At 71.2% G+C, this 25670-nt stretch carries 16 protein-coding genes; 7 read left to right on the forward strand and 9 right to left on the reverse strand.

The genetic code is table 11. The features are described 5' to 3' along the window. Nucleotides 1–44: 44 nt before the first annotated feature. On the forward strand, nt 45–794 hold the full coding sequence (locus ACIQCZ_RS06660) for a response regulator (RefSeq protein WP_402280289.1): 750 nt from the start codon (nt 45–47) through the stop codon (nt 792–794). 67 nt (nt 795–861) lie between these two features. Here the strand turns inward: ACIQCZ_RS06660 and ACIQCZ_RS06665 are convergent, their stop codons facing one another. Continuing rightward, the gene (locus ACIQCZ_RS06665) at nt 862–2037 is read right to left on the reverse strand and encodes a winged helix-turn-helix domain-containing protein (RefSeq protein ID WP_402280290.1); all 1176 of its coding nucleotides are present in this window, start codon (nt 2035–2037) and stop codon (nt 862–864) included. 56 nt (nt 2038–2093) lie between these two features. Continuing rightward, a complete protein-coding gene (locus ACIQCZ_RS06670) occupies nt 2094–2669 on the reverse strand; it encodes a GNAT family N-acetyltransferase (RefSeq protein ID WP_402280292.1) in 576 nt (191 codons plus the stop codon). A gap of 239 nt (nt 2670–2908) precedes the next feature. Between ACIQCZ_RS06670 and secA the strand changes: the two genes are divergently transcribed. Next, nucleotides 2909–5728: a preprotein translocase subunit SecA gene (secA, locus tag ACIQCZ_RS06675; RefSeq protein ID WP_402280293.1), complete on the forward strand. Its 2820-nt coding sequence runs from the start codon at nt 2909–2911 to the stop codon at nt 5726–5728. Nucleotides 5729–5990: 262 nt separating this feature from the next. Here secA and ACIQCZ_RS06680 read toward each other — a convergent pair whose 3' ends face one another. Further along, entirely contained in the window at nt 5991–6419 is a 429-nt protein-coding gene (locus ACIQCZ_RS06680; protein ID WP_376274168.1) for an Rv3235 family protein, read from the reverse strand. A gap of 291 nt (nt 6420–6710) precedes the next feature. Here ACIQCZ_RS06680 and ACIQCZ_RS06685 point away from each other — a divergent pair, with 291 nt between their 5' ends. Both ACIQCZ_RS06685 and ACIQCZ_RS06690 read left to right on the forward strand, forming a co-directional pair. Then, nucleotides 6711–7217, forward strand: coding sequence for a DUF6912 family protein (locus ACIQCZ_RS06685; RefSeq protein WP_402280294.1), 507 nt, complete (start codon nt 6711–6713; stop codon nt 7215–7217). A 161-nt stretch (nt 7218–7378) separates the two neighbouring features. Continuing rightward, nucleotides 7379–8050, forward strand: coding sequence for an HAD family hydrolase (locus tag ACIQCZ_RS06690; protein WP_402280296.1), 672 nt, complete (start codon nt 7379–7381; stop codon nt 8048–8050). Between the two features lie 38 nt (nt 8051–8088). Here ACIQCZ_RS06690 and ACIQCZ_RS06695 read toward each other — a convergent pair whose 3' ends face one another. After that, nucleotides 8089–8658, reverse strand: a complete 570-nt coding sequence (locus ACIQCZ_RS06695) for a DJ-1/PfpI family protein (protein ID WP_351085319.1) — start codon at nt 8656–8658, stop codon at nt 8089–8091. Nucleotides 8659–9049: 391 nt separating this feature from the next. Here ACIQCZ_RS06695 and ACIQCZ_RS06700 point away from each other — a divergent pair, with 391 nt between their 5' ends. After that, nucleotides 9050–14062 carry an NAD-glutamate dehydrogenase gene (locus ACIQCZ_RS06700; RefSeq protein ID WP_402280298.1) on the forward strand — a complete coding sequence of 1671 codons (5013 nt, stop codon included), beginning with the start codon at nt 9050–9052 and terminating at the stop codon, nt 14060–14062. A 139-nt stretch (nt 14063–14201) separates the two neighbouring features. Here the strand turns inward: ACIQCZ_RS06700 and ACIQCZ_RS06705 are convergent, their stop codons facing one another. From ACIQCZ_RS06705 to ACIQCZ_RS06720, 4 genes are all read right to left on the reverse strand, one after another. Continuing rightward, nucleotides 14202–16034 (reverse strand): serine/threonine-protein kinase, encoded by a 1833-nt coding sequence (locus ACIQCZ_RS06705; RefSeq protein WP_402281240.1) that lies wholly within the window; start codon nt 16032–16034, stop codon nt 14202–14204. A gap of 40 nt (nt 16035–16074) precedes the next feature. Continuing rightward, nucleotides 16075–17097 carry a serine/threonine-protein kinase gene (locus tag ACIQCZ_RS06710; RefSeq protein ID WP_402280300.1) on the reverse strand — a complete coding sequence of 341 codons (1023 nt, stop codon included), beginning with the start codon at nt 17095–17097 and terminating at the stop codon, nt 16075–16077. 102 nt (nt 17098–17199) lie between these two features. Further along, nucleotides 17200–18075 carry an ABC transporter ATP-binding protein gene (locus tag ACIQCZ_RS06715; RefSeq protein ID WP_402280301.1) on the reverse strand — a complete coding sequence of 292 codons (876 nt, stop codon included), beginning with the start codon at nt 18073–18075 and terminating at the stop codon, nt 17200–17202. Next, nucleotides 17981–18922 (reverse strand): ABC transporter permease, encoded by a 942-nt coding sequence (locus ACIQCZ_RS06720; protein WP_402280303.1) that lies wholly within the window; start codon nt 18920–18922, stop codon nt 17981–17983. The genes ACIQCZ_RS06715 and ACIQCZ_RS06720 overlap by 95 nt, the downstream gene beginning before the upstream one ends. 128 nt (nt 18923–19050) lie before the next feature. On the opposite strand from ACIQCZ_RS06720, the gene ACIQCZ_RS06725 reads away from it, so the two are divergent. After that, nucleotides 19051–19665 (forward strand): TetR/AcrR family transcriptional regulator, encoded by a 615-nt coding sequence (locus tag ACIQCZ_RS06725; protein ID WP_351073578.1) that lies wholly within the window; start codon nt 19051–19053, stop codon nt 19663–19665. Nucleotides 19666–19899: 234 nt separating this feature from the next. On the opposite strand, the gene ACIQCZ_RS06730 is transcribed toward ACIQCZ_RS06725, so the two are convergent. Next, entirely contained in the window at nt 19900–23487 is a 3588-nt protein-coding gene (locus ACIQCZ_RS06730) for a CDP-glycerol glycerophosphotransferase family protein (RefSeq protein ID WP_402280304.1), read from the reverse strand. A gap of 101 nt (nt 23488–23588) precedes the next feature. Here ACIQCZ_RS06730 and ACIQCZ_RS06735 point away from each other — a divergent pair, with 101 nt between their 5' ends. After that, nucleotides 23589–25592, forward strand: coding sequence for a CDP-glycerol glycerophosphotransferase family protein (locus tag ACIQCZ_RS06735; RefSeq protein WP_402280306.1), 2004 nt, complete (start codon nt 23589–23591; stop codon nt 25590–25592). Nucleotides 25593–25670: the final 78 nt, after the last annotated feature.

The raw sequence follows: 25670 nt of genomic DNA on the forward strand, positions 1-25670 counted from the left end.
GACAGTTTGTGAACTTCAGGCCATGGCCTTCAGGGGGAGGAACGATGGCGGACACCTTCGGGCCCGTGCGCGATGCGAATGACGCCGGTGGCGCTGCCGGTACCGGCAGCGGCGCGGAAAGTGGTTCCCACAAGGAGCCGATCCGGGTCCTCGTGGTGGACGACCACGCTCTCTTCCGCAGAGGGCTGGAGATCGTCCTCGCCCAGGAGGAGGACATTCAGGTCGTCGGTGAGGCGGGTGACGGGGCGGAGGCGGTCGACAAGGCTGCCGATCTGCTGCCCGACATCGTGCTGATGGATGTACGGATGCCCAGGCGCGGGGGTATCGAGGCCTGTACGTCGATCAAGGAGGTGGCCCCCAGCGCGAAGATCATCATGCTGACGATCAGCGATGAGGAGGCCGACCTCTACGATGCGATCAAGGCGGGTGCCACCGGCTATCTCCTCAAGGAGATCTCGACGGACGAGGTGGCCACGGCGATTCGCGCGGTCGCCGACGGGCAGTCCCAGATCAGCCCCTCCATGGCGTCCAAACTGCTCACCGAGTTCAAGTCGATGATCCAGCGGACCGACGAGCGCCGGCTGGTGCCCGCGCCGCGGCTCACCGACCGTGAGCTCGAAGTCCTGAAACTCGTTGCAACGGGCATGAACAATCGCGATATCGCGAAGGAGCTGTTCATTTCCGAGAACACGGTGAAGAACCACGTCCGCAACATTCTGGAGAAGCTGCAGCTGCACTCCAGGATGGAGGCCGTGGTCTATGCCATGCGGGAGAAGATCCTGGAGATCAGGTGACCGCTGCGACGACGGGACCGAACGGATCGAACGGGCCGGCTCCGGGTAAAGGGAAGGGAATGCGCGCTCACGCCAGAGCGCGGGCGATTTCCTGAGCGAGCGGCCCGCGCAGTTCCGGTGCGTCGACCCGCTCCAGCCGGACGTCCGTGCAGCCGACCCAGGACGCGGCCTCCACCAGAGCCTCGGCCATCGGTACCACGGCCTTCCCGCTCTCCAGGGACACCTGACGGGCCACCAGTGTGCTGCCCTCGCGCGCCGGGTCGACGCGGCCCTGCAGCCTTCCGCCCGCCAGCAGCGGCATCGCGAAGTAGCCATGTATCCGCTTGGGCTTGGGGACATAGGCCTCCAGGCGGTGCGTGAAACCGAAGATCCGCTCGGTGCGCGCCCGCTCCCAGACCAGGGAGTCGAACGGCGACAACAGGGTCGTGCGATGCCTCCCGCGCGGCTCCGAGGCCAGCGCCGCCGGGTCCGCCCAGGCCGGCTTCGCCCAGCCACGCACCGTCACCGGCACCAGACCGGAGTCGGCCACGACGGCGTCGAACTGCTCCCCCTTGAGCCGGTGGTAGTCCGCGATGTCCGCGCGGGTGCCGATGCCCAGGGACTGCCCCGCGAGCGCGACCAGCCGGCGCAGACACTCCGCGTCGTCCAGATCGTCGTGCAGCACGGCGTCGGGCAGGGCCCGCTCGGCGAGGTCGTACACCCGCTTCCAGCTGCGCCGCTCGGTGCACACCACCTCCCCGTACATCAGGGCGCGCTCGACGGCGACCTTCGACTCCGACCAGTCCCACCACTCCCCGCCGTTCTTCGCGCCGCCCAGCTCCGTCGCCGTCAGCGGGCCCTCGGCGCGCAGCTGCTTGATCACTGTTTCGTACGCGCCGTCCGGCAGGGCGTGGTGCCAGTGGGGGCGCGAGCGGTAGGCGCGGCGGCGGAACGCGAAGTGCGGCCACTCCTCGACCGGCAGGATGCACGCCGCGTGCGACCAGTACTCGAAGGTACGGCCGCCCGACCAGTACGCCTCCTCGACCGCGTGCCGGCCGATCGCGCCGAGGCGCGCGTACGGAATCAGTTCGTGCGAACGCGCGAGCACCGAGATCGTGTCGAGCTGCACGGCACCGAGATGCCGCAGCACACCCGGAACCCCGGCCCGGCGGTCCGGAGCACCCAGGAAGCCCTGGGCACGCAGGGCGATCCTGCGCGCCTGGTCGGCGGAGAGTTCGGCGGCGGGGGGCGGCACAGACGTCATGTCCCGCACCCTAGAGGGAGGCACTGACATCCAGGTCTGGAGTTCACCGACCGGGGTCAGCCGGCTGCGGGCAGATAGGTTTCGGTGCCCGGCAGGCCGAGATCGGACGGGATCAGCGCACCGATCCAGGCGTCGCGCCGTACCCCCTTGTTGAGCAGTCCCGATCGCTGCTCGCCCTCCATCCGGAATCCCGTTCTCAGCGCCACGGCACGCGAGGGGCCGTTGCCGACCTCGGCCCGCCACTCCAGCCGGTCGCCGCCGAGCGAGGTGAAGGTCCAGCGGGCGGCGGCCAGGACCGCCTCCGACGTGTAGCCGCGACCCCGGTGCTCCCTGGCGGTCCAGAAACCCACCTCGTACGTGCCGGGCAGATTGCGGCGGATGATGCCGACCGCGCCCACCAGCGCCCCGCTGCCGCGCAGGACCACCGCGAAGTCGTACGCGGAGTCGTCGTGCCAGCTGCCGGGGGACTGCTTCTCGGCGAAGAACTCCGCGTCGGCATGGCTGTACGGGGAGGGCACGACCGTCCAGCGCTGGATGTCCGGGTCCTGACAGGCGGCATGGATCTCGTCCGCGTCGCCACCGGCGAAGGGGCGCAGCAGCAGACGCTCCGTGGTGAGGGTGATCGGCTCCATGTACGGATTCTGCTGGGGAGCCGACCGGGAAGCGAACACTTTTCGGACTTCCCGGCACCTTCGGCGCCCCCCGGCCGTTGACTGGGAGGGGACGGTGGAGCCGACGCGGCGGCAGCCCTCCCGGCGCGACGGGGTCCTCGCTTACGATGGCCGTTGCGGTGGGGCCCACCTGCCGTGCCCGCGCCAGAGTCCATTCCACGACCCAGTGCCAGGCCCGACCGGCAAGGAGACCAGCCTCAGTGTCCGTCTTCAACAAGCTCATGCGTGCAGGCGAAGGCAAGATCCTGCGCAAACTGCACCGCATCGCGGACCAGGTCAGCTCCATCGAAGAGGACTTCGTCAACCTCTCCGACGCCGAGCTGCGGGCGCTCACCGACGAGTACAAGGAACGGTACGCGGACGGCGAGAGCCTGGACGACCTGCTCCCCGAGGCATTCGCGACCGTCCGTGAGGCCGCCAAGCGGGTCCTCGGACAGCGCCACTACGACGTTCAGATGATGGGCGGCGCAGCCCTGCACCTCGGCTATGTGGCCGAGATGAAGACCGGCGAGGGCAAGACCCTGGTCGGTACCCTGCCGGCGTATCTCAACGCGCTCTCCGGCAAGGGCGTGCACCTGATCACGGTCAACGACTACCTCGCCGAGCGCGACTCCGAGCTGATGGGCCGGGTCCACAAGTTCCTCGGCCTGACCGTCGGCTGCATCATCGCCAACATGACGCCGGCCCAGCGCCGTGAGCAGTACGCCTGCGACATCACGTACGGCACGAACAACGAGTTCGGCTTCGACTACCTCCGCGACAACATGGCGTGGTCCGCGGACGAGCTGGTCCAGCGCGGCCACAACTTCGCCGTGGTCGACGAGGTCGACTCGATCCTCGTCGACGAGGCCCGTACGCCGCTGATCATCTCCGGCCCGGCCGACCAGGCCACCAAGTGGTACGGCGACTTCGCCAAGCTGGTCACGCGCCTGACCAAGGGCGAGGCGGGCAACCCGCTCAAGGGCATCGAGGAGACCGGCGACTACGAGGTCGACGAGAAGAAGCGGACCGTCGCCATCCATGAGTCCGGTGTCTCGAAGGTCGAGGACTGGCTCGGCATCGAGAACCTCTACGAGTCCGTGAACACCCCTCTCGTCGGGTACCTCAACAACGCCATCAAGGCGAAGGAACTCTTCAAGAAGGACAAGGACTACGTCGTCATCGACGGCGAGGTCATGATCGTCGACGAGCACACCGGCCGTATCCTCGCCGGCCGCCGCTACAACGAGGGCATGCACCAGGCGATCGAGGCGAAGGAAGGGGTGGACATCAAGGACGAGAACCAGACGCTCGCCACGATCACCCTGCAGAACTTCTTCCGCCTCTACAGCAAGCTCTCCGGCATGACCGGTACGGCGATGACCGAGGCCGCCGAGTTCCACCAGATCTACAAGCTCGGTGTGGTGCCGATCCCGACGAACCGGCCGATGGTCCGTGCCGACCAGTCGGACCTGATCTACCGCACCGAGGTCGCGAAGTTCGCGGCGGTCGTCGACGACATCGCCGAGAAGCACGAGAAGGGCCAGCCGATCCTGGTCGGCACCACCTCGGTCGAGAAGTCCGAGTACCTCTCGCAGCAGCTCTCCAAGCGCGGTGTCCAGCACGAGGTGCTCAACGCCAAGCAGCACGACCGCGAGGCGACGATCGTCGCCCAGGCCGGCCGCAAGGGCGCGGTCACGGTCGCGACGAACATGGCCGGACGAGGCACCGACATCAAGCTCGGCGGCAACCCCGATGATCTTGCCGAGGCGGAGCTGCGCCAGCGCGGCCTCGACCCCGTCGAGCATGTCGAGGAGTGGGCGGCCGCGCTGCCCGCGGCGCTGGAGAAGGCCGAGCAGGCCGTGAAGGCGGAGTTCGAAGAGGTCAGGGAGCTCGGCGGGCTCTACGTCCTGGGCACCGAGCGGCACGAGTCGCGGCGTATCGACAACCAGCTGCGCGGTCGTTCCGGCCGTCAGGGCGACCCCGGCGAGTCCCGCTTCTACCTGTCGCTCGGCGACGACCTGATGCGGCTGTTCAAGGCGCAGATGGTCGAGCGCGTCATGTCGATGGCCAATGTGCCGGACGACGTGCCGATCGAGAACAAGATGGTGACGAGGGCGATCGCCTCGGCGCAGTCGCAGGTCGAGCAGCAGAACTTCGAGACACGTAAGAACGTCCTGAAGTACGACGAGGTGCTCAACCGGCAGCGCGAGGTCATCTACGGCGAGCGTCGCCGGGTCCTGGAGGGCGAGGATCTGCAGGACCAGATCCGCCACTTCATGGACGACACGATCGACGACTACATCCGTCAGGAGACCGCCGAGGGCTTCGCCGAGGAGTGGGACCTGGACCGGCTGTGGGGTGCGTTCAAGCAGCTCTACCCGGTGAAGGTCACCGTCGAGGAACTGGAGGAGGCGGCCGGCGACCTGGCCGGGATCACCGCCGAGTTCATCGGTGAGTCCATCAAGGACGACATCCACGAGCAGTACGGCGAGCGCGAGAAGCAGCTCGGCTCGGACATCATGCGTGAGCTGGAGCGGCGTGTCGTGCTGTCCGTCCTGGACCGCAAGTGGCGTGAGCACCTCTACGAGATGGACTACCTCCAGGAGGGCATCGGCCTCCGTGCCATGGCGCAGAAGGACCCGCTGGTCGAGTACCAGCGCGAGGGCTTCGACATGTTCAACGCCATGATGGAGGGCATCAAGGAGGAGTCCGTCGGCTACCTGTTCAACCTGGAGGTCCAGGTCGAGCAGCAGGTCGAGGAGGTTCCGGTGCAGGACGAGGCCGAGCAGACCTCGCTCGCCAAGGAGGACCTCGTACCGGCGGCGCGTCCGGAGATCCGGGCCAAGGGGCTCGACGCCCCGCAGCGTCCCGACCGGCTGCACTTCTCCGCTCCCACGGTGGACGGGGAGGGCGGGGTCGTCGAGGGCGACTTCTCCAACGGTGACGGCGGGGCCGGGTCCGAGTCGGACGGGTTGACCCGGGCGGAGCGCCGCAAGGCCCAGAAGAACGGTGGCGGTGGGCGGCGCCGCAAGAAGTAGCGGTCGCGGTGACGTCGGCGCTGTTGGCGCCGATCGGCTTCTGACCGGGGCCGGGCACCTTGTTCGGGTGCTCGGCCCCGGTTTGTTTTCCCACGGCCCCGGCCTCGGTCCGGGCTCCGGCCCCGGTTCGGGCCCCGGCTTCGGTTCGGGTTCCGGCTTCGGTCCGGGACCCGGCCCCGCTCCGGCGCCCGGCCCCGGTTCGGTTCGGGCGCCGGACCCTCTGGGTGCCGGGAGGGCCGCGGGAAGGTCCCTGGTCGGGCCTCTACCGGGCTGTCGCCACCCGCAGGTGTTCGTCGCCCAGCTCCACCGCGGCGCAGCGCCAGCGGAGGTCCGGTCCCTGTTCGAGGCGAAAGGCCATCGCCCTCACCTGTTCGCCCGCGGCGATGCTCGCGCAGGCCTCCACCACACCCGGGGCCGGCTGGGCGCCGTGGCACATGCGGATCACGGGGCGGGCGCCGCGGGCCCTCAGCGGGGTGCGGGGAGCCAGTTCGGCCAGTTGGTCGTAGGCCTCCCCGATGGTGTGTCCGAGCATCCAGTGCACCGGGCGCTGGCCGCTGAGAACCGCCAGGAGGCGCTCGGCGAACCAGTGGTGGGGGCGCAGGCGCCGGGGAGTCCTTGTGCGCTGCGGTGGTACGGCCTCGGGCCTGCGTCGGTCGTGTCGTCCGGTGGGCCGGGTCCTGTTCGTGCTCATTGCTCATCGCCCCCGTGCTTCAGAGGCCCGGCCGAATACCGGGCGGTAACTTCTGCTGTGGACCTTCTACGGCGACGGCGGAGGCGGCCGCAAGCGCCGAAGAGGTGTCGGACGCGATCGGGTGGAATCACCTATCCGGGTGATGTGCCGGGTGTCGTGCGGGGCGCGAGGCGGGCGGGGGGAGGGTGAGAGACGGTTGCCGGGTGGACGGGGCGGCGGCGGTGCACGTAACCCCAAAGAGGGACGTCGCACGTATCCTGAGGGCGTTTCCGACTACGAAAGCGGCCAGCCATGCGCGTGTACGTCCCCCTGACGCTCCCCGGACTCGCAGCGGCGTACAAGGCGGGCGAGATCGGTCCCGGTCCGCTGACCGCTTACGCGGTGACTCCCGGTCTGCGCGAGTGGTACGTCTCCGACGACATCGAGGAGCTGGAGTACGCGGCGCTCAACCGGGCCGCCTCCGCCTCGCTGCGCCTGATCGCCGGGAACCCCGACGTGGTCCGCCGGCGGGTCGTCGTGGCCGTCGACGTGCCGGACGGTTCGGCCGTCGCCGACCCGGACCACAGCCTCGACTCGTCGTCGATCGGTGAGGTGCGGATCGCGTCCCCCGTCGCGCTGACGGAGGCCGCCGCGGTGCACGTCGACGCCGACGACGCGGAGAAGGACGTCACGGCCGCCGCGGCGGCTCTGGGCGCCGCGGACCTCGGTGACGACGACGCGCAGTTCATCGTGGACGGCGCCGAGGACCACGAGCTGCTGTGGTTCGGCATCCAGGAGATCCCGAATCTGATCGGCTGAGAGCGGGCGGAACAGGGGCCCCCGCGCCGTCGGACCGGCCCTCGGGCCGGCCCCCGGACGGGATCGGGCCGCTCCCGGGCCGGCGATCGGGGCGGCCCCCGGACCGGGTCCGGGCCGGCTCCCGGGGTCGGCTGTCGGACCCTGCGGGTACTTTCTGACGCATGGGGACGCATGGGAAGCACCGCACGCATCTGGTCTGGGACTGGAACGGCACACTGCTCGACGACAACGCCGCGGTCGTCGGCGCGACGAACGCCGCGTTCGGCGAGGTCGGTCTGGAACCGATCACGCTGGAGCAGTACCGGGAGATGTACTGCATCCCGATCCCCCGCTTCTACGAGCGGCTGATGGGCCGGTTGCCCACGGAGGCCGAGTGGGAGCGGATGGACGGGATATTCCACAGGTACTACACCGAACAGCGGGCCGCCTGCGGGCTCACCGAGGGCGCCGAGGAACTCCTCGCGGGGTGGCGGCTGGGCGGGGGCAGCCAGTCCCTCCTGAGCATGTACGGACATGACCAGCTCGTCCCCGTGGTCCGCGGGTACGGCATCGAGCGGCACTTCGTACGCGTCGACGGGCGCACCGGGCCGTCCGGCGGCAGCAAGGCGCTCCACATGGAGCGGCACCTCGCCGCGCTGGACGGGATATCCCCGGAGCGCACGGTGGTCATCGGCGATGCGGTGGACGACGCCGTGGCCGCCGCCCACGTCGGTGCGAAGGCCGTCCTGTACACCGGCGGATCGCACAGCAGGGCCAGCCTGGAGGCGGCCGGGGTGCCCGTGGTCGACAGCCTGGCCGAAGCCGCCGAGCTGGCCGAGGAAATGGCCGGATAGGAGCTGAAGGGCGCGGGCGCGGTCCCTGGAAGGCGCCGTCAGGCGGTGACCGGGGCCTTCGTGCGGAGCACTTTCAGGAACTCGCGCATCCACGCCGAGTGGTCCGGCCACGCGCGGGACGAGATCAGCGTGCCGTCGACCACCGCCTCGTGGTCCTCGAAGGTGGCGCCCGCCGCCTGCATGTCGAGCTCCAGGGCGGGGTACGCGGTGACGTGCCGGCCGGCCAGTGCGCCGACGGCCGCCGTCATCAGCGGGCCGTGGCAGATCTGGGCCACCGGACGGTCCGAGTCGAAGAAGGCCTTGAGGATCTTGCGCAGCTCGGCGTCGTTGCGCAGATACTCGGGGGCCCGGCCGCCCGGGACGACCAGGGCCACGTAGTCCCCGGCGTCGACCTCGGAGAAGGCCAGGTCCGCGGGCCAGGTGTAGCCGGGCTTCTCGGTGTACGTGTCGAAGCCGGGCTCGAAGTCGTGGACCACGAAGCGGAGCGTCTTGCGGGCGGGGGCCGCGATGTGGACGTCGTACCCCTCCTCGCGCAGCCGCTGGTACGGGTAGAGGACTTCCAGGGACTCGGCGGCATCGCCGGTGACGATCAGGATCTTCGGTGCCATGGCGGGGCTCCCACGGGTTCGTCGGCCTGTTCCGTCTACCAGAGTGCGGCAATACCGGCCGCCGCGCTGTCCAGAGTGTCAAACTTCGGGACCTTCTTTTGTACACATACGGGTCGTGACGGTTACGGGGGCGGGCGAGATAGCCTGGACCCCGTGATCAGCGCGATACGCCTCGGGGGCAGCGAAGCCCCCGGCCTGCGCCCGGAGTGCCACAGCACCCGGGCCATCACTGATCCTCACAGCCCGGCCCGACTGTCAAAATTGGCCAATATGGGCCCGGGTATCTCTCATAGCGGCATAGCGTCGACTCAGACCGGAAACCCCGTGTCGTGGCGGTACGTCGCCTTTTACACCTACGTCACGCAACGGCGCGCGACAGGAGCCAGAGGACATGCAGACCAAGCTGGACGAAGCCAAGGCCGAGCTGCTCGCACGGGCCGCCAAGGTAGCTGACAACAGCCCGGGCGGTGGTGTCGGTGGCCCGGGCGGTACCCCCCGGGTGAGTGCCGCGGCCACCGGGGCCGGGCAGGAGCGTCCCGGGCAGGACGTACTCCTCTCCTACCTCCAGCGCTACTACCTGCACACCGCTCCGGAGGACATCGCCGGCCGCGACCCCGTCGACGTCTTCGGTGCGGCCTCCTCCCACTACCGGCTCGCCGAGAACCGTCCGCAGGGCACGGCGAACGTCCGCGTGCACACTCCGACCGTCGAGGAGAACGGCTGGACGTGCAGCCACTCCGTGGTCGAGGTCGTCACCGACGACATGCCGTTCCTGGTCGACTCCGTCACCAATGAGCTGTCCCGGCAGGGGCGCGGCATCCATGTCGTGATCCACCCGCAGGTCGTCGTGCGCCGCGACGTCACCGGCAAGCTCATCGAGGTCCTCGCCCAGGGCAACGGTCACGCCACGCGCCCGCAGGACCGCACGAACGCCAAGGGTGCCAAGGCAGCCGGGACCGAGCTGCCGCACGACGCGCTCGTCGAGTCCTGGATCCACGTCGAGATCGACCGTGAGACCGACCGCTCCGACCTCCAGCAGATCGCCGCCGATCTGCTGCGCGTGCTGTCCGACGTGCGGGAGACCGTCGAGGACTGGGAGAAGATGCGCGAGGCCGCGCTGCGCATCGCCGACGACCTGCCCGGCGAGCCGCTCGACGACCTCGCCGACGAAGAGGTGAACGAGGCCGGGGAGCTGCTGCGCTGGCTCGCCGCCGACCACTTCACCTTCCTCGGCTACCGCGAGTACGAGCTGAAGGACACCGACTCGCTGGCCGCCGTCCCCGGTACCGGCCTCGGCATCCTGCGCTCCGACCCGCACCACAGCGTCGACGAGGCGCACCCCGTCAGCCCGTCCTTCGACCGGCTGCCCGCCGACGCACGGGCCAAGGCCCGCGAGCGCAAGCTCCTCGTCCTCACCAAGGCCAACAGCCGGTCGACCGTCCACCGCCCCAGCTACCTCGACTACGTCGGCGTGAAGAAGTTCGACGCCGACGGCAACGTCATCGGTGAGCGCCGCTTCCTCGGACTGTTCTCGTCCGCCGCGTACACCGAGTCCGTGCGCCGGGTGCCCGTCATCCGCCGCAAGGTCGCCGAGGTGCTGGAGGGCGCGGGCTTCTCGCCCAACAGCCACGACGGCCGTGACCTGCTCCAGATCCTGGAGACGTACCCGCGCGACGAGCTCTTCCAGACGCCCGTCGACCAGCTGCGTTCCGTCGTCACATCCGTCCTGTACCTCCAGGAGCGCCGCCGGCTGCGGCTCTACCTGCGCCAGGACGAGTACGGGCGCTACTACTCCGCGATCGTCTACCTGCCGCGCGACCGCTACACCACCGGTGTGCGGCTGCGTCTGATCGACATCCTCAAGGAGGAACTGGGCGGCACCAGCGTCGACTTCACCGCCTGGAACACCGAGTCGATCCTCTCCCGGCTGCACTTCGTCGTCCGGGTCGCCCCCGGCACCGAGCTGCCCGACCTCACCGACGCCGAGGCCGACCGTATCGAGGCCCGGCTCGTCGAAGCCGCCCGCTCCTGGGCCGACGGATTCCAGGAGGCGCTCGGCGCCGAGTGCGGTGAGGAGCGTGCCGCCGAGCTGCTGCGCCAGTACGGCCACTCGTTCCCCGAGGGCTACAAGGCGGACCACACGCCGCGCGCCGCCGTCTCCGACCTGGTCCATCTCGAAGCGCTCAAGAAGGGCGAGAGGGACTTCGCCCTCAGCCTCTACGAGCCCGTCGGCGCGGGCCCCGGCGAGCGCCGCTTCAAGATCTACCGGACCGGCGAGCAGGTCTCCCTGTCCGCCGTCCTCCCGGCTCTCCAGCGGCTCGGCGTCGAGGTCGTCGACGAGCGTCCGTACGAGCTGCGCTGCACCGACGGCACCCACGCCTGGATCTACGACTTCGGCCTGCGGATGCCGCAGACCAACGGCAACGGCAACTACCTCGCCGACGACGCCCGCGACCGGTTCCAGGACGCCTTCGCCGCCGTGTGGACGGGTGAGGCGGAGAACGACGGCTTCAACTCGCTCGTGCTGGGCGCCGGTCTGAACTGGCGGCAGGCGATGGTGCTGCGCGCCTACGCGAAGTACCTGCGCCAGGCCGGATCGACCTTCAGCCAGGACTACATGGAGAGCACTCTCCGCAACAACGTCCACACCACCCGGCTGCTGGTCTCGCTCTTCGAGGCGCGGATGTCGCCCGAGCGCCAGCGGGCCGGTACGGAGCTGACCGACGGGCTCCTCGAGGAGCTGGACGGGGCCCTGGACCAGGTCGCCTCCCTCGACGAGGACCGGATCCTGCGGTCCTTCCTCACCGTCATCAAGGCCACCCTGCGCACCAACTTCTTCCAGATGTCGGACGACGGCAAGCCGCACGGTTACGTCTCGATGAAGTTCGACCCGCAGTCCATCCCGGATCTGCCCGCGCCCCGCCCGGCGTTCGAGATCTGGGTCTACTCGCCGCGCGTCGAGGGTGTGCACCTGCGCTTCGGCAAGGTCGCGCGAGGCGGTCTGCGCTGGTCGGACCGGCGCGAGGACTTCCGGACGGAGATCCTCGGACTGGTCAAGGCACAGATGGTCAAGAACACCGTCATCGTGCCCGTCGGCGCCAAGGGCGGCTTCGTCGCCAAGCGGCTCCCGGACCCGGCCGTCGACCGTGACGCCTGGATGGCCGAGGGCATCGCCTCGTACCGCACCTTCATCTCGGCGCTGCTCGACATCACCGACAACATGGTGGCCGGCGAGGTCGTGCCACCCAAGGACGTCGTCCGTCACGACGAGGACGACACCTACCTGGTCGTCGCCGCCGACAAGGGCACCGCGAAGTTCTCCGACATCGCCAACGAGGTTGCCGTCTCGTACGGCTTCTGGCTCGGCGACGCGTTCGCCTCCGGCGGTTCCGCCGGGTACGACCACAAGGGCATGGGCATCACCGCCCGCGGCGCCTGGGAGTCCGTCAAGCGGCACTTCCGCGAGCTCGGCCACGACACCCAGACCGAGGACTTCACCGTCGTCGGCGTCGGTGACATGTCGGGTGACGTGTTCGGCAACGGCATGCTGCTCTCCGAGCACATCCGGCTCGTCGCCGCCTTCGACCACCGGCACATCTTCATCGACCCCACCCCGGATGCCGCCACCTCGTACGCCGAGCGGCGCCGCCTCTTCGACCTGCCGCGCAGCTCCTGGGCCGACTACAACAAGGACCTGCTCTCCGCGGGCGGCGGCATCCACCCGCGCAGCGCCAAGTCCATCCCGATCAACGCGCACATCCGGGAGGCGCTCGGCATCGAGCCGGGGGTCACCAAGCTGACGCCCGCCGAGCTGATGCAGACCATCCTCAAGGCCCGTGTCGACCTGCTGTGGAACGGCGGCATCGGCACGTACATCAAGTCCTCCGCCGAGTCGAACGCGGACGTCGGGGACAAGGCCAACGACGCGATCCGTGTCAACGGCCAGGACCTGCGGGCCAAGGTCGTCGGCGAGGGCGGCAACCTCGGCGCCACCCAGCTCGGCCGGATCGAGTTCGCCCGCAACGGCGGCCGGATCAACACCGACGCGATCGACAACAGTGCCGGTGTGGACACCTCGGACCACGAGGTGAACATCAAGATCCTGCTCAACGGTCTGGTGCGGGACGGCGACATGACCGTCAAGCAGCGCAACAAGCTGCTCGCCGAGATGACCGACGAGATCGGCCGTCTGGTGCTGCGCAACAACTACGCGCAGAACGTGGCGCTCACCAACGCCACGGCGCAGTCGCCCTCCCTGCTCCACGCCCACCAGCGCTTCATGCGCCGCCTGGTCCGCGACGGGGACCTCGACCGCGGCCTGGAGTTCCTGCCCAGCGACCGGCAGATCCGTGAACTGCTGAACGCCGGAAAGGGGCTCAGCCAGCCCGAGCTGGCCGTGCTGCTCGCGTACACGAAGATCACGGTGGCCCGGGAGCTGATCCGGACCAGCCTGCCGGACGACCCGCACCTGCAGAAGCTGCTGCACGCCTACTTCCCGGAGCAACTGCGCGAGCAGTTCCCCGAGGCGGTCGACGGGCACGCGCTGCGTCGCGAGATCATCACCACGGTCCTGGTCAACGACACCGTGAACAGCGGCGGTTCGACCTTCCTGCACCGTCTGCGGGAGGAGACCGGAGCCTCGATCGAGGAGATCGTGCGGGCGCAGTTCGTGGCCCGCGAGATCTTCGGCCTCGGCCAGGTGTGGGACGCCGTCGAGGCGCTCGACAACAAGGTCGCCTCCGATGTGCAGACCCGGATCAGGCTGCACTCGCGTCGGCTCGTCGAGCGCGGTTCGCGCTGGCTGCTCGGCAACCGGCCGCAGCCGCTGGAGATCGCCGGGACGATCGACTTCTTCAAGGCCGGTGTCGAGCAGGTCTGGGCCGAGCTGCCCAAGATGCTGATGGGCGCCGACCTGGAGTGGTACCAGTCGATCCTGGAGGAGCTCACCGAGGCGGGTGTCCCGGGCGAGCTGGCCCAGCGCGTCGCCGGGTTCTCGTCCGCCTTCCCGGCGCTGGACGTCGTGGCGATCGCGGAGCGCACCGGCAAGGACCCGCTCGCCGTCGCGGAGGTGTACTACGACCTCGCGGACCGGCTGGGCATCACGCAGCTGATGGACCGGATCATCGAACTGCCGCGGGCCGACCGCTGGCAGTCCATGGCACGGGCCTCCATCCGCGAGGACCTGTACGCCGCGCACGCCGCGCTCACCGCGGATGTGCTGTCCGTGGGCAACGGGACCTCCACGCCGGAGGAGCGGTTCCAGGCGTGGGAGGAGAAGAACGCGGCGATCCTCACGCGGTCGCGCTCCACGCTTGAGGAGATCCAGGGCTCGGACTCGTTCGACCTGGCGAACCTCTCGGTGGCCATGCGGACGATGCGGACGCTGCTGCGCACGCACGCGTAGCGGGTTCTGGGGCGGGGCGGTCGTCGGGAGTGCCCGGCGACCGCCCCGCCCCTTGTCGTCCGACGGACGTGACCGCGGGCCGGGGCCCGTCTCGGCCCGGGGCTGTCGGGAAGCGGGTGCTGCTGCGGCGGCGGGGCTTCTACCGCTGCCACAGGGTGAGTTCGGTGAAGTAGTCCGGCAGATCGTTGGTGGTGCGCCGCTCCACCTTGGTGATCTTCAGCATGGCGAGATTGCCGTCGGACGTCACCGTGCACAAGCGGGTGCCCACCGGGAGGGTCTGGCCGCGCTGGAGTTCCTTCTCCCTGATCTCGGACGGCAGCACGTCGGACTGCGAGCCCTGAAGGCACTGTTCGGGGGTGGCTCCGGCGCTCTTGCCCATGGGCGTACGGAAGGTCCAGCTGCCGCCCGACACCTCGCTCAGCTCCAGCTCGTCGTCGCTGTCGGTGAATTCGCTGGGGCCAGAGATCCGTGGTTCGTCGAGATCGACTCCGATGACACTCGGCTCGGCGGGTGCCCGCAGCGCGAACGGCCGGTCCTTGAAGATCACCTTGTAGCTGCTCTGCTGCGTGGGCGATCCGGACGAGGGGGAGCCCGACGGCTTCGGATCGGATTCCGGACCGGAATCCGGGGCCGAGGGCCGGTCGCTGTGCTTGACGCCGGCGTTCGTGCTGTCGCCGCCCTTGTCATTGCTGCGGGTGGCGATCACCCAGGTCCCCGCGACCAGCAGCACCGCGACCCCTGCGGCCGCCGCGATCCGCAGCGGCTTCCGGGACTTCGGGGCGGGCGCGGTCCCCGGGGCCGGGGCGGGCACCGGCGGCGGCACGGTGGGGTAAGCGGGCTGCGGCGGGGTGTGTGGCGTGGGCGGCTGGTGCGGCAGGGTCGTCGCGAATCCGGTCTGCGCACCCGGCGGCACCGGGGCGGCGGGGGCGGTGGCGCCGGTCGGTGACGGGCCGGTGCCCGGCGGGTAGGTGGGGACCGCCGCCGGGTCCGTCGCCGACTGCGCCGGTCGCCCCGGTGGCGGGGGCAGTTGCGCTGCCTGCTCGCGGCGGGCGATCTCGGCGGCGAGCGGCTCCGGCAGCCAGTCGGCCGATTCGCTCAGCGGTCGTCCGGCCGACTGCTCGCACAGGGCGGCGAGTTCGGCGGGGGTGATGCGCACCCGCGGGTCGGCGGCGAGGGAGCGTTCCAGCAGTGGGCGCAGCTCCTGCGGATAGCCGTCGAGCCGCGGCGGCCGGTGCTCGGTGTTGGCGATCTGGGCGGCGACGGTCATCGCCCCGCCCGTACCGTACGGATGGCGGCCGGTCGCCGCGAGCGCCGCGATCAGACCGAGCGAGAAGACGTCGGTGGCCGGTCCGACCGGTTCGCCGAGGGCGTGCTCGGGTGACATGAACTGCGGGGTTCCGATGAGCCCGCCGCTGCGGGTGAGCTGGGTGGCGTCGGCGGCGCGGGCGATCCCGAAGTCGATGACGTACGGACCGCTCGCCCCGAGCAGGATGTTGCCGGGCTTCAGATCGCGGTGGACGACCCCCGCCGCGTGGATGGCGGTGAGCGCCAGGGCCGTACAGCCGATGAGCCGGAAGACCGTGGGCAGCGGCAGCGGCCCGTGGTCCGCGAGCGCCGAATGCAGCGACATGCCGGGCACGAACGCCGAGGCGAGCCAGGGCTGTCGGCCGGAGGTGTCGTGGTCGACCACCGACACCAGGTGATAGCCCTGTACCCGGCGGGCGGCCTGCACCTCCTGCTCGAACCGGCGGCGGAACTCGGGATCGTCGCCGAACTCGCGGCGGATCAGCTTCAGTGCGACAGCCTGGCCGCCGCGGGTGTGCGAGAGATAGACGGTCCCCATGCCGCCCTCGCCGATGCGGGCGAGCAGCCGGTAGCCGGCGGTCTCGCGCGGATCGTCCGGTCCCAGAGGTGTGAGTATGTCGCCCGTGCCGGTACTGATGGGAGCCTCCCCCGCTCGCGTGGCCGAAATCCGACCGGATGGAGCCTACGACAGGTGGCGGGCCGTCAATTCACCACTGCGGGCCGGAGCTTCGGCGGATCCGGCGGGGCCGGCCGGCGGCCAGTGGATCACGCACGGTCGGCACATAGGTGGGGGTGTACGAGGACGGGCGGGGCCGCGTCGCCGTCTCGATCCGCGCCACGGCCGACGCCACCGGGTCCGGCAGCCAGCAGGTGAACTCCCCCTGCCCCGTGCCGCCGTCCCCGCCGAGCGCCTCCCGGCACATCCCGGCGACCTCGCGGGCGGCGGGGCGCTCCTCGGGCCGGGCGGCCAGACAGCTTTCGAGCAACTGCCGCAGCGGCCGCGGGTGATGGTCCAGGCGCGGGGGTTCGCGGTCGGTGCCCGCGATCCGGGCGGCGACGGCGAGACCGTGGCCCCGGCCGTACGGATGCTGCCCGGTGGCGGCCTCGGCGGCCAGCAGCCCGAGCGCGAACACATCGGATGCGGGGGTGAGGTCCCGGCCCAGCGCGTGCTCGGGCGACATGTACTTCGCGCTGCCGATCAGCCGCCCCGCCGTGGTGAGGGTCGGGGCACCGGCGGCCCGCGCGATCCCGAAGTCCAGCAGCCAGGGGCCGCTCGCGGCGAGCAGCAGATTGCCGGGCTTGATGTCCCGGTGGATGACCCCGGCGGCGTGGACGGCGTCCACCGCGCGGGCGAGGGCGCCGGTCAGCCGGAGCACCGCGTCCGTCGGCAGCGGCCCGTGCGCGCCGAGCATGGCGTCCAGCGGCAGCCCGGGGACGTAGTGGGTGGCGAGCCAGGGCCGCGGCCCCTCGACGTCATGGTCGACGACGGGCACCAGGTGGTATCCGGAGACCCGGCGGGCCGCGGCCACCTCCCGGGCGAAGCGCATCCGGAACTCCGCGTCCCGCGCGTGCTCCCCGCGGATCACCTTCAGGGCGACGGGCTGGCCGCCCCGGGTGTGCGAGAGATAGACGGTGCCCATTCCGCCCTCGCCCACCCGGGCCCGCAGGGCGTAGCCGGAGATCTCCCGCGGGTCGTCCGCCCGCAGCGGTCCCGGTACGCCGTCCTGCATGTGTCCCCCTGGGCCGTGTCCGCGAAGTCCCGCCTGCCCCGAGGCGGCTTTGGCGCAACCCCGTTGTGCGGCAGGGGAGTTTATCGCCCCCGCCGCGACGGCCTACTTCTTGCCGGTGAACCTTTCGTACGCGGCCACGACCTCGTCCGCCGGACCGTCCATCCGCAGCGTCCCGGCCTCCAGCCAGATCGCCCGGTCGCAGGTCTCGGTGATCGACTTGTTGCTGTGGCTGACCAGGAAGACCGTGCCCGCCTCCTTGCGCAGTTCGACGATCCGTTCCTTGCTGCGTCGCTGGAACCTGGCGTCGCCGGTGGACAGCGCCTCGTCGATCAGGAGGACGTCATGGCTCTTGGCGGCCGCGATCGAGAACCGCAGCCGGGCGCCCATGCCGGAGGAGTACGTCCGCATCGGCAGGGTGATGAAGTCGCCCTTCTCGTTGATGCCGGAGAAGTCGACGATGCCCTGGTAGCGCTCGCGGATCTCGGTCCGCGTCATGCCCATCGCGAGGCCGCCGAGGACGACATTGCGTTCGCCGGTCAGATCGCTCATCAACGCCGCGTTCACCCCGAGCAGCGAGGGCTGGCCCTGGGTGTGCACCCGGCCCTTCGTCGCGGGCAGCAGGCCGGCGATCGCCTTCAGCAGCGTCGACTTGCCCGAGCCGTTGGAACCGATCAGACCGATGGCCTCGCCCTTGTACGCGGCGAAGCTCACCCCCTTCACGGCGTGCACCTCGCGTACTCCCGGGGCCTGCCGGCGCGAGACGATCCGGCTGAGTGCCGAGGTGGCGCTGCCCTTTCCGGTGCGGGCGCCGTTGACCTTGTACGTGATGTGGACGTCGTCCACGACGACGGTCGGTACCCGTTCGTTGGTGTCGGTCACGTTGTCAGCCACGTCCGTACCGCTCCTCGGCCTGCCAGAAGTACACGAATCCGCCCACCCCGCACACGAGCGCCCAGCCCGCGGCGATCGCCCACACATGCGGCGGCAGATGGGACGCGCCGAAACTGTCGATGAGCGCGAACCGCATCAGGTCGATGAAGACGGCGGCGGGATTGCACTCCAGCATCACCACCACGTAGTGCGGAACCCGGTCTCCCGCGAGCATCCTGTCCACGCTCCACATGACGCCCGAGGCGTACATCCAGGTGCGCAGGATGAACGGCATCAGCTGGGCGACGTCCGGCGTCCGGGCGGCCAGCCGCGCCACCACCATGGAGACGCCGGTGTTGAACACGGCCTGCAGGAACAGCGCCGGAACCGCCAGCAGCCACGACGGCCTGGGGAACTGCCCGAACCCCACCAGGATCAGCACCAGCGCGCCCAGCGAGAACAGCAGCTGCTGGAGCTGCTGGAGGGCGAGTGCGATCGGCAGCGAGGCGCGCGGGAAGTGCAGGGCCCGTACGAGGCCCAGGTTGCCGCTGATCGCGCGGGTGCCCGCGGTGATCGAGCTGCTGGTGAAGGTCCAGATGAACACGCCCGTGACGAGGAACGGAACGAAGTCCTCGATGTCGCGCTTCGTGTTCATCAGGACGCCGAAGATGAAGTAGTAGACCGTCGCGTTCAGCAGCGGGGTCATGATCTGCCAGATCTGGCCGAGCTTCGCCTGGCTGTACTGGGCGGTGAGTTTGGCGGTGGCGAACGCCGTGATGAAGTGCCGCCGTCCCCACAGCTGCCGGACGTACGCGCCCAGGGAGGGCCGGGCCCCGCTCATGGTCAGTCCGTGCCGGGCGGCGAGCGCGGCGAGCTCGCCCGGGGCGTAGACCGGGAGGAGAGCACCGGCGGGGGTGTCGGCCGGGGCCGCTGGGGTTGTTGTCTGGCTCACCACGATCGCTTTCGACGGGAGGGCGGGAACGCGACGATCGACGGGACGGAACCGTATCGTCGCAACGCCGAGGGTAGGACGCATGTGCGTCGCAACGCAACCGTTTCGTCGTTACGGACTATGATTCGGCCATGACCACCGACCCGGGAACCCGCCGCCGTGTCCCCGCCGGAGCCGCCGTGCTGCGCGAGGACGTCACCGATGCGATTCGCAGCGCCGTCTTCGAGGAGCTGGCCGCGGTGGGCTTCGCCCGGATGTCGATCGAGGGCATCGCCCGGCGCGCGGGCGTCGGCAAGACCGCCGTCTACCGCCGCTGGAAGTCCAAGCTGGCCCTGGTTCTCGACCTGGTCTCCGCCGTCGCCGTCCAGGGCATGCCGGCCCCGGCCACCGGTTCGCTGTACGGGGACGTCCGCGCCGTACTGGAGCTCGCCTCCTACGCCCTGCGCCACCCCGTCGCCTCGCAGGTCATCCCGGACCTGCTGGTCGAGGCGGCCCGCAGCCCGGAGATCTCCGACACGATCAAGGCCGCCCTGCTGGACCCGCAGCAGGGCATCGCCGCCGTCGTCGTGCGGGACGCCGTGGCGCGCGGCGAACTGCCCGAGGACAGCGACCCGGACCGCGCCCTGGACCTGATCGTCGGCCCGCTCTACTGGCGGCTCGCCGTCGTCCGTTCCCCGCTGCCCAAGGGCTACCTCGACGACCTGGCGGCATCCGCGGTCGCCGCGCTCAAGAACCGGTCCGGCTGAGAGCCTGTCGGGTGACCTCCGACCGGGCGGGCCGTTGTCGTCGGCCGCCGACGCTCCTTCCCCGAGCTCTCAGCCGCGTTCGAGCAGGAAAGTCCCCGTCCGACTCCCTCCTCCGCCTCGGAACCGCACGCACCGGACCGCGCCCGCCGTCCGATCCGAGGCCACCCGACAGGCCCCGAGGGATCACGGGACAGCCCTCGGGAAGCCCGTCCGGGAACCCGGGCCGGCCGGGCCCTACCCCTCGGCGAGCAGCCGGTCCGCCACCCGCGCCGCCGCTCCGCCGTCGTCCAGGTCGCAGAAGTCCCGGCGGAAGCTCTCGTACGCCTCCGCGTGCCGCGCCGCGGACGCGGCCAGCGTGCCCGGGTCGCGCAGCGTCGCGGCGATCTCGTCCGTGCCGACGAGCAGGGGACCCGGCGCCCGCGTCTCGAAGTCCAGGCAGAATCCGCGCACCGTGTCGCGGTAGTGCTCCAGGTCGTAGGTGTGGAAGAGCATCGGGCGGCCCGTGTGCGCGTAGTCGAACATCAGCCCGGTGTAGTCCGTGACCAGCACATCGGCGATCAGCAGCAGTTCCGCGGCGGCCGGGTGTGCCGACACGTCCCGGATGCCGTGCCCCTCGGGCACGCTCCCGGTCACCCTCGGGTGGCGCCGCACCAGCAGGGTGTGGCCGTCGGCGAGCGACCGTGCCAGGGCGGCCAGGTCGAGCACCGGATCCCAGCGGTAGCGGGGCCGCTCGCCTCCGGTGCCCGGCGGGAGCGCCAGCTGGTCACGGTAGGTCGGCGCGTACAGCACGACCTGGCGGCCGTCCGGGATGCCGAGCCTGCGCCGTACCCGCTCGGCGGTCTTGGCCCGGTCGGCCGAGAAGAGCAGATCGTTGGCCGGGGAGCCCGCCTCCAGGACCTCGCCCCCGTAGGCCAGCGCGCGGCGCAGCAACGGGGTGGAGCGGCGGCTGGGGGAGACCAGGACGGACCACTGGGCCGCCCGGTGCGGCAGCGAGGCGAGGTGGTGGTGGTCGGCGTACAGGGTGCCGCCCAGGTCCGTGCCGAAGCGGCCGAGCGGGGTGCCGTGCCAGGTCTGCACGACGGTCTGGCCGGGCCGTCGCTCGAACCATTCGGGCAACTGGTCGGCGGTGACGATCCGGCGCGACCGCGCGAGCGCCTCGTACCAGCCGGCGCTGTGCTCGATGACCGGGACGGCGGTGGCCGGGGTGTGCCCGTGCAGCCCGTCGGTGACCCAGAGGTGCTCCGCCTCCACTCCCCGGCGCACGAGTTCGGCGTGGACGGCGCGCGGCGAGTCGCCGCCCGTGTAGAGCACGGCGTCCCGCAGCGGCAGCGCACGCCGGGCCGGATAGTACGTCCCGCGCAGTTCGGCCCCGCGGTACGCGCCCCGCTCGGGGACCGCGAGCACCGGCCCGGCCTGCACGGTCAGCCGGTCGCCGAATCTGCGGTCCAGGGCGAACTCCCGGCGGGGCGCGGGGGCCGTGCCGTCCGCGCCGGTGCGGTGGAGCGGCAGCCGGGTGCCGAGCGCGGTCAGCACCCGGACCGGCCGGCCGCCCAGATACGCGTCCCAGCGGCCCTCGTGCAGCCCCGCGGCCACCGAGGGCGCGAGGAACGCGGTGAAGCGGCGCCCCTCGCAGGCAGCCGCGCAGGCCCCCTCGCCAGGCCCTTCGGGCGCCTCTTCGAACGTCCCGTCGGACGCTCCGGCGCCGACCGTGCCGTACGCGCCGGCGCGCGGCTCCTCGTGCGTGACGGGGACCGTCACCGTCACGCGCAGCGCCTCGTGCCGCAGTACGAGCCGGTCGTCCGGGCCGCCGTCCTGCCGCACTCCCGCCCCGGCCCCGGTCACCCCCTCCATCCGCAGCGCCCCCTCCGCCGTCCACGCGGCCCCGTCCACGAACGGCTGCCCGCTCAGGTCCAGCACCAGCTCGCCCGCCGCGTCGGCCACGACCGGCGGCGCCGCCTCCGGGGCCGCGGCCAGCGGTACCCGCGACCCGTCCGCCAGCACCAGCCGGGCCCGCCACCGCCCGCCCGGCTCCGGCTCGACCTCGCGCGGCGCCCGGTGCGGTGCCGGTGAGGCGGCCGCCATCCCCGCGAGGTCGGCGAGCGGAATCCGTACCGTGAAACGACCGTCCGCCCGGCACTCGACCGGGTGGCCGAACTCCTGGTCCCGCACCCCTTCGCAGGTCAGCACCAGGGCCTTCGGCGGGGCGCTCCCGTACAGCCGGCCGGTCAGCTCCAGGTCCTCGCCGATACGGCGGTCCTCGCACCGGGCCGGCAGCTGGGCCAGCGTCAACCGGAGCCGACCGCCCAGGTAGTCGAGCACGGCCCGCCGGCCGTCACCCAGGTCATGGACCATCGGCTGGACGGCCCCCGCCTCCACGGCGCGCACGGCCACCCGGCGGACCGTGCCCTGAGCGGCCACCATCATCCCCACCAGCCAGCCGCCGGGCCGCAGCCGGCGCGGGTCGAGTGTGAGCTCGAAGCCGGAGTGGTCGTAACTGTGCAGCTGCTGACCGGAGTCGATGGTCGCCTCGGGCGAGGGGACGTTCCGTACCGGCACCGTCCGCAGCTGCTGGCCATGGGTCGAGCGGACCATGCCCACCTTCAGCGACTGACGCGACGACGCGGCCGGCAGATTGCGGATGTACGCGTAACCCCGCAGCCGCAGCTTTCCGTCGTCGTCCCACCGCGCCTCCAGCAGCCGGGCCACGGCGGGGAGATCGGTACGGGCCGGCCGGGTGCTGACAGGGACGCCGGGGAAACCGGCCTGCCGCCGCCCCGGCACGCCGCCGACCAGGAACGTTCCGGTGCCGTTGGCCCGTTCGAAGGCGAGCACGGAGAGCAGCTCCGCGAGCCTGCGCTCCTTCACCAGCCGCCACTTGATCCGCAGCTCCGCCGGCAGCTCGTGCGCCACGGCCCAGCCCGATCTGGCCGGCCCGTCCATCCGTTCCATCCGGTCCAGGAACGCCCCCGCGCCCGCCATGAACGCGTCCCGGTACTCGGGCCCGCCCATCGTGAGCCCCTCCAGGAAGTACACGAAGTCGTCGCGCAGGCACGAGAGGTCGTAGCGGCGCCGCGCGGCGCCGTTGGCCATCCCGCCCCGGCCCGCCAGGAACGCGCTGACCTGTTCGCACGCCGAGATCCGGTCCCGTACGCCCCGGACATCCGTGCGCCGCCGGGTGATCGACCCCTCCCGCACCCGCCAGTAGTAGACGTGCTCGTGCAGCACGTCGACCGAGCCCGCCAGGAAGTGCGCCGGGATCATCACCGGGGTGTCCTCGTAGAGCTTCCCCTCCGGGAAGGCGAAGGCGTGCCGGTCCCAGAAGGAGCGCCGGAACACCTTGTTCCAGGCGACCCGGTCGGCGAGCAGCCGAGGATCACGGCTGATGTGGGTGCGTGTCCGGGTGGCGGTCAGCCAGCGGTACTGCCAGGCCTGCTGCCGCCCCCGCTCGTCCAGCCGCCACACATTGCCGGTCGCGAGGTCGGAGCCGGTGGACTCCAGGGAGGCCAGCATCCGCTCGTAGGCGTCGTGGACGACGATGTCGTCGCTGTCGACGAACGCCAGGTACGGCACGTCCGCCGTGGTGTGCCGTACGCCCGTGTTACGGGCCGCGCTCAGACCGCCGTTGGGCCGGCGGACATAACGGAAGCGGCGGTCGCGGGCGGCGAAGGCCTGGGCGACGGCGGTGCTGCCGTCCGTCGAACCGTCGTCGACGAGGACCACCTCGATGTCGGTGACCGACTGTCCGGCCACCGACCGCAGGCAGTCCTCCAGACAGTCCTCGACGTTGTGGACGGGGACGACGACACTGAGGCGCGGCTTCATGTCCGGTCAACCGGGGCGGACGCCCCCGGTCACCGGCACTGCCCCGAACGGGTGAACAGGCGATTCGGCGCGCGGTGAGTGCGCGATTACGCTCGGCTGCCATGCTCCTCAGTGTCGTCGTGCCCGTCCACCGCGCTCAGGGATATCTCCGGGCCACCCTGGAGTCCGTGCTCGGCCGGGCCGGCGGCGGACCGGAACTGCTCGTCGTCGACGACGGGTCCCGGGACGGCAGTGCCCGCATCGCCGCCGAGTTCGCGGCGCGCGACCCGAGGGTCAGGGTGCTCACCCTCCCCGGGCACCACGGCGCGGGCCCGGCACGCAACGCCGGGGCGGCCGAGGCGCGCGGCCGGTACCTGCTCTTCCTCGACGACGACGACCTGCTGCGACCGGGCGCCCTGGAAGCGATCGACGCACTCCCGGCCGGGAGCGAACCGGACGTGCTCCTCCTCGGGCACGACCGCGTCGACTGGTGGGGCGACGTCACGTCCCCGGAGCCGGTGCCCGACGCCTTCTCCACCACCACCCCGCGCCTCTTCCGCCGCGCCTTCTGGGCCGCGCACGGCCTCCGCTTCACCGACGGTCCGTACGAGGACGTCCTCCCCGTCCTGCGCGCCACCCTCCTCGCCTCCGACGCCGGCACGCTCGCCACCCTCGACCGGATCTGTGTCCGCCACCGCGTCCGCCGCACCGGCACCTTCGCCACCACCCCGGGGCGCCGGCACTTCGCGATCCTCGACGCGTACGAACGGCTGCTCGCCGAGACCGGCCACGACCCGCGCGTCCGGACGGCCCGCACCCGCCATCTGCGTGCCGTCCTCGCCGACCCCGGCCGGATCGCCCCCGAGGACCGCGCCGCCTTCCACCGCGCCGCCGGCCTCCCCGGCAGCTACGCGGTCGAGCGGGCCCGGGAGGCCGCCCGCACCGGCCGCACCCGCACCCGGGCCGCGCTGCTCCGCCGCAGGAAGACGCTCCGCGCCCGCGTCATGCGCGCCGCGTACCGCATGGACCTGCACCGTCCGCTGGACCCCCGTCTCGCGGTGTACGGGGCCTACTGGAACCGGGGCGTCGCCTGCAACCCGGCCGCGATCCACGCCAAGGCCCTCGAACTGGCCCCGCACATCCGGGGCGTGTGGGCCGTCTCGTCCCGTCACCGCGACCGCGTACCGCCCGGCATCCCGTACGTCATCGAGGGCTCGCGCGCCTACTGGCGGGCCATGGCCACCGCCACGTATCTGATCAACAACTCCAGCTTCCCCGGCGGGTTCACCAAACGCCCCGGTCAGCGCTACCTCCAGACCCACCACGGCACCCCGCTGAAGACCATGGGCCTGGACCAGCGCCCCTACCCGGCCCTCACCCACGGCATCAGCTTCGAGAGGATCGTCGCCCACGCCGACCAGTGGGACTTCTCCCTCTCGGCCAATCCGCACACCACCGAGATCTGGGACCGGGTCTATCCCTCCGGCTACGAGCACCTGAACCTCGGCTACCCGCGCAACGACATCTTCTTCACCGCCACCGCGGAGCAGACCGCCGCGATCCGCCGGCGCCTCGCCCTCCCCCCGGACCGGACCGTGCTGCTGTACGCGCCCACCCACCGCGACTACCGCAAGGGCTTCGTCCCCCACCTCGACCTGGACCGGCTGGCCCGCGAACTCGGGCCGCAGTACGTGGTGCTGGTCCGCGCGCACTACTTCTACGGCCGCTCGGCGGGGCTGGGGAGCGCCCGGGTGATGGATGTGACCGGACATCCGTCCGTCGAGGAACTCTGCCTGGTCTCCGACGCGTTGATCACCGACTACTCGTCGCTGATGTTCGACTACGCCTGCCTGGACCGCCCGATCATCAGCCATGTCCCGGACTGGGCCGCCTACCGGGCCTCGCGCGGCACCTACTTCGATCTGCTCTCGGGCCGCCCCGGCGACACCCCGGGCGCGGTCGCCACCACCGAGGACGAACTCCTGGACCTGTTCGGAACGGGCGAGTGGTGCTCGCCGCGGACGACGGAGCTGCGGGCCGCGTTCCGGCGGCGCTTCTGCCCGTACGACGACGGGCACGCGGCCGAGCGCGTGGTGCGGCGGCTGTTCCTGGGCGACGCGAGGTAGACCCGACCGGCAACGCGGCGCGAGCGATGTCACCCGTTCGGGAGAGACCGCAACCGGTGACCCCCGGCCGTCCCCGGG

The sequence above is a fragment of the Streptomyces sp. NPDC093149 genome (genome assembly GCF_044754145.1).
Taxonomy (GTDB): Bacteria; Actinomycetota; Actinomycetes; order Streptomycetales; family Streptomycetaceae; genus Streptomyces.

Bases quoted from the DNA above. Each gene is read 5' to 3' on its own strand.
- ACIQCZ_RS06695 (WP_351085319.1), bottom strand. From the start codon at position 8,658: ATGGCACCGAAGATCCTGATCGTCACCGGCGATGCCGCCGAGTCCCTG.
- ACIQCZ_RS06680 (WP_376274168.1), bottom strand. From the start codon at position 6,419: ATGAGCACGAACAGGACCCGGCCCACCGGACGACACGACCGACGCAGG.
- ACIQCZ_RS06710 (WP_402280300.1), bottom strand. From the start codon at position 17,097: ATGCAGGACGGCGTACCGGGACCGCTGCGGGCGGACGACCCGCGGGAG.
- ACIQCZ_RS06670 (WP_402280292.1), bottom strand. From the start codon at position 2,669: ATGGAGCCGATCACCCTCACCACGGAGCGTCTGCTGCTGCGCCCCTTC.
- ACIQCZ_RS06725 (WP_351073578.1), top strand. From the start codon at position 19,051: ATGACCACCGACCCGGGAACCCGCCGCCGTGTCCCCGCCGGAGCCGCC.
- ACIQCZ_RS06715 (WP_402280301.1), bottom strand. From the start codon at position 18,075: ATGTGTGGGCGATCGCCGCGGGCTGGGCGCTCGTGTGCGGGGTGGGCG.
- ACIQCZ_RS06730 (WP_402280304.1), bottom strand. From the start codon at position 23,487: ATGAAGCCGCGCCTCAGTGTCGTCGTCCCCGTCCACAACGTCGAGGAC.
- ACIQCZ_RS06700 (WP_402280298.1), top strand. From the start codon at position 9,050: ATGCAGACCAAGCTGGACGAAGCCAAGGCCGAGCTGCTCGCACGGGCC.
- ACIQCZ_RS06685 (WP_402280294.1), top strand. From the start codon at position 6,711: ATGCGCGTGTACGTCCCCCTGACGCTCCCCGGACTCGCAGCGGCGTAC.
- ACIQCZ_RS06735 (WP_402280306.1), top strand. From the start codon at position 23,589: ATGCTCCTCAGTGTCGTCGTGCCCGTCCACCGCGCTCAGGGATATCTC.
- ACIQCZ_RS06660 (WP_402280289.1), top strand. From the start codon at position 45: ATGGCGGACACCTTCGGGCCCGTGCGCGATGCGAATGACGCCGGTGGC.
- ACIQCZ_RS06665 (WP_402280290.1), bottom strand. From the start codon at position 2,037: ATGACGTCTGTGCCGCCCCCCGCCGCCGAACTCTCCGCCGACCAGGCG.
- ACIQCZ_RS06690 (WP_402280296.1), top strand. From the start codon at position 7,379: ATGGGGACGCATGGGAAGCACCGCACGCATCTGGTCTGGGACTGGAAC.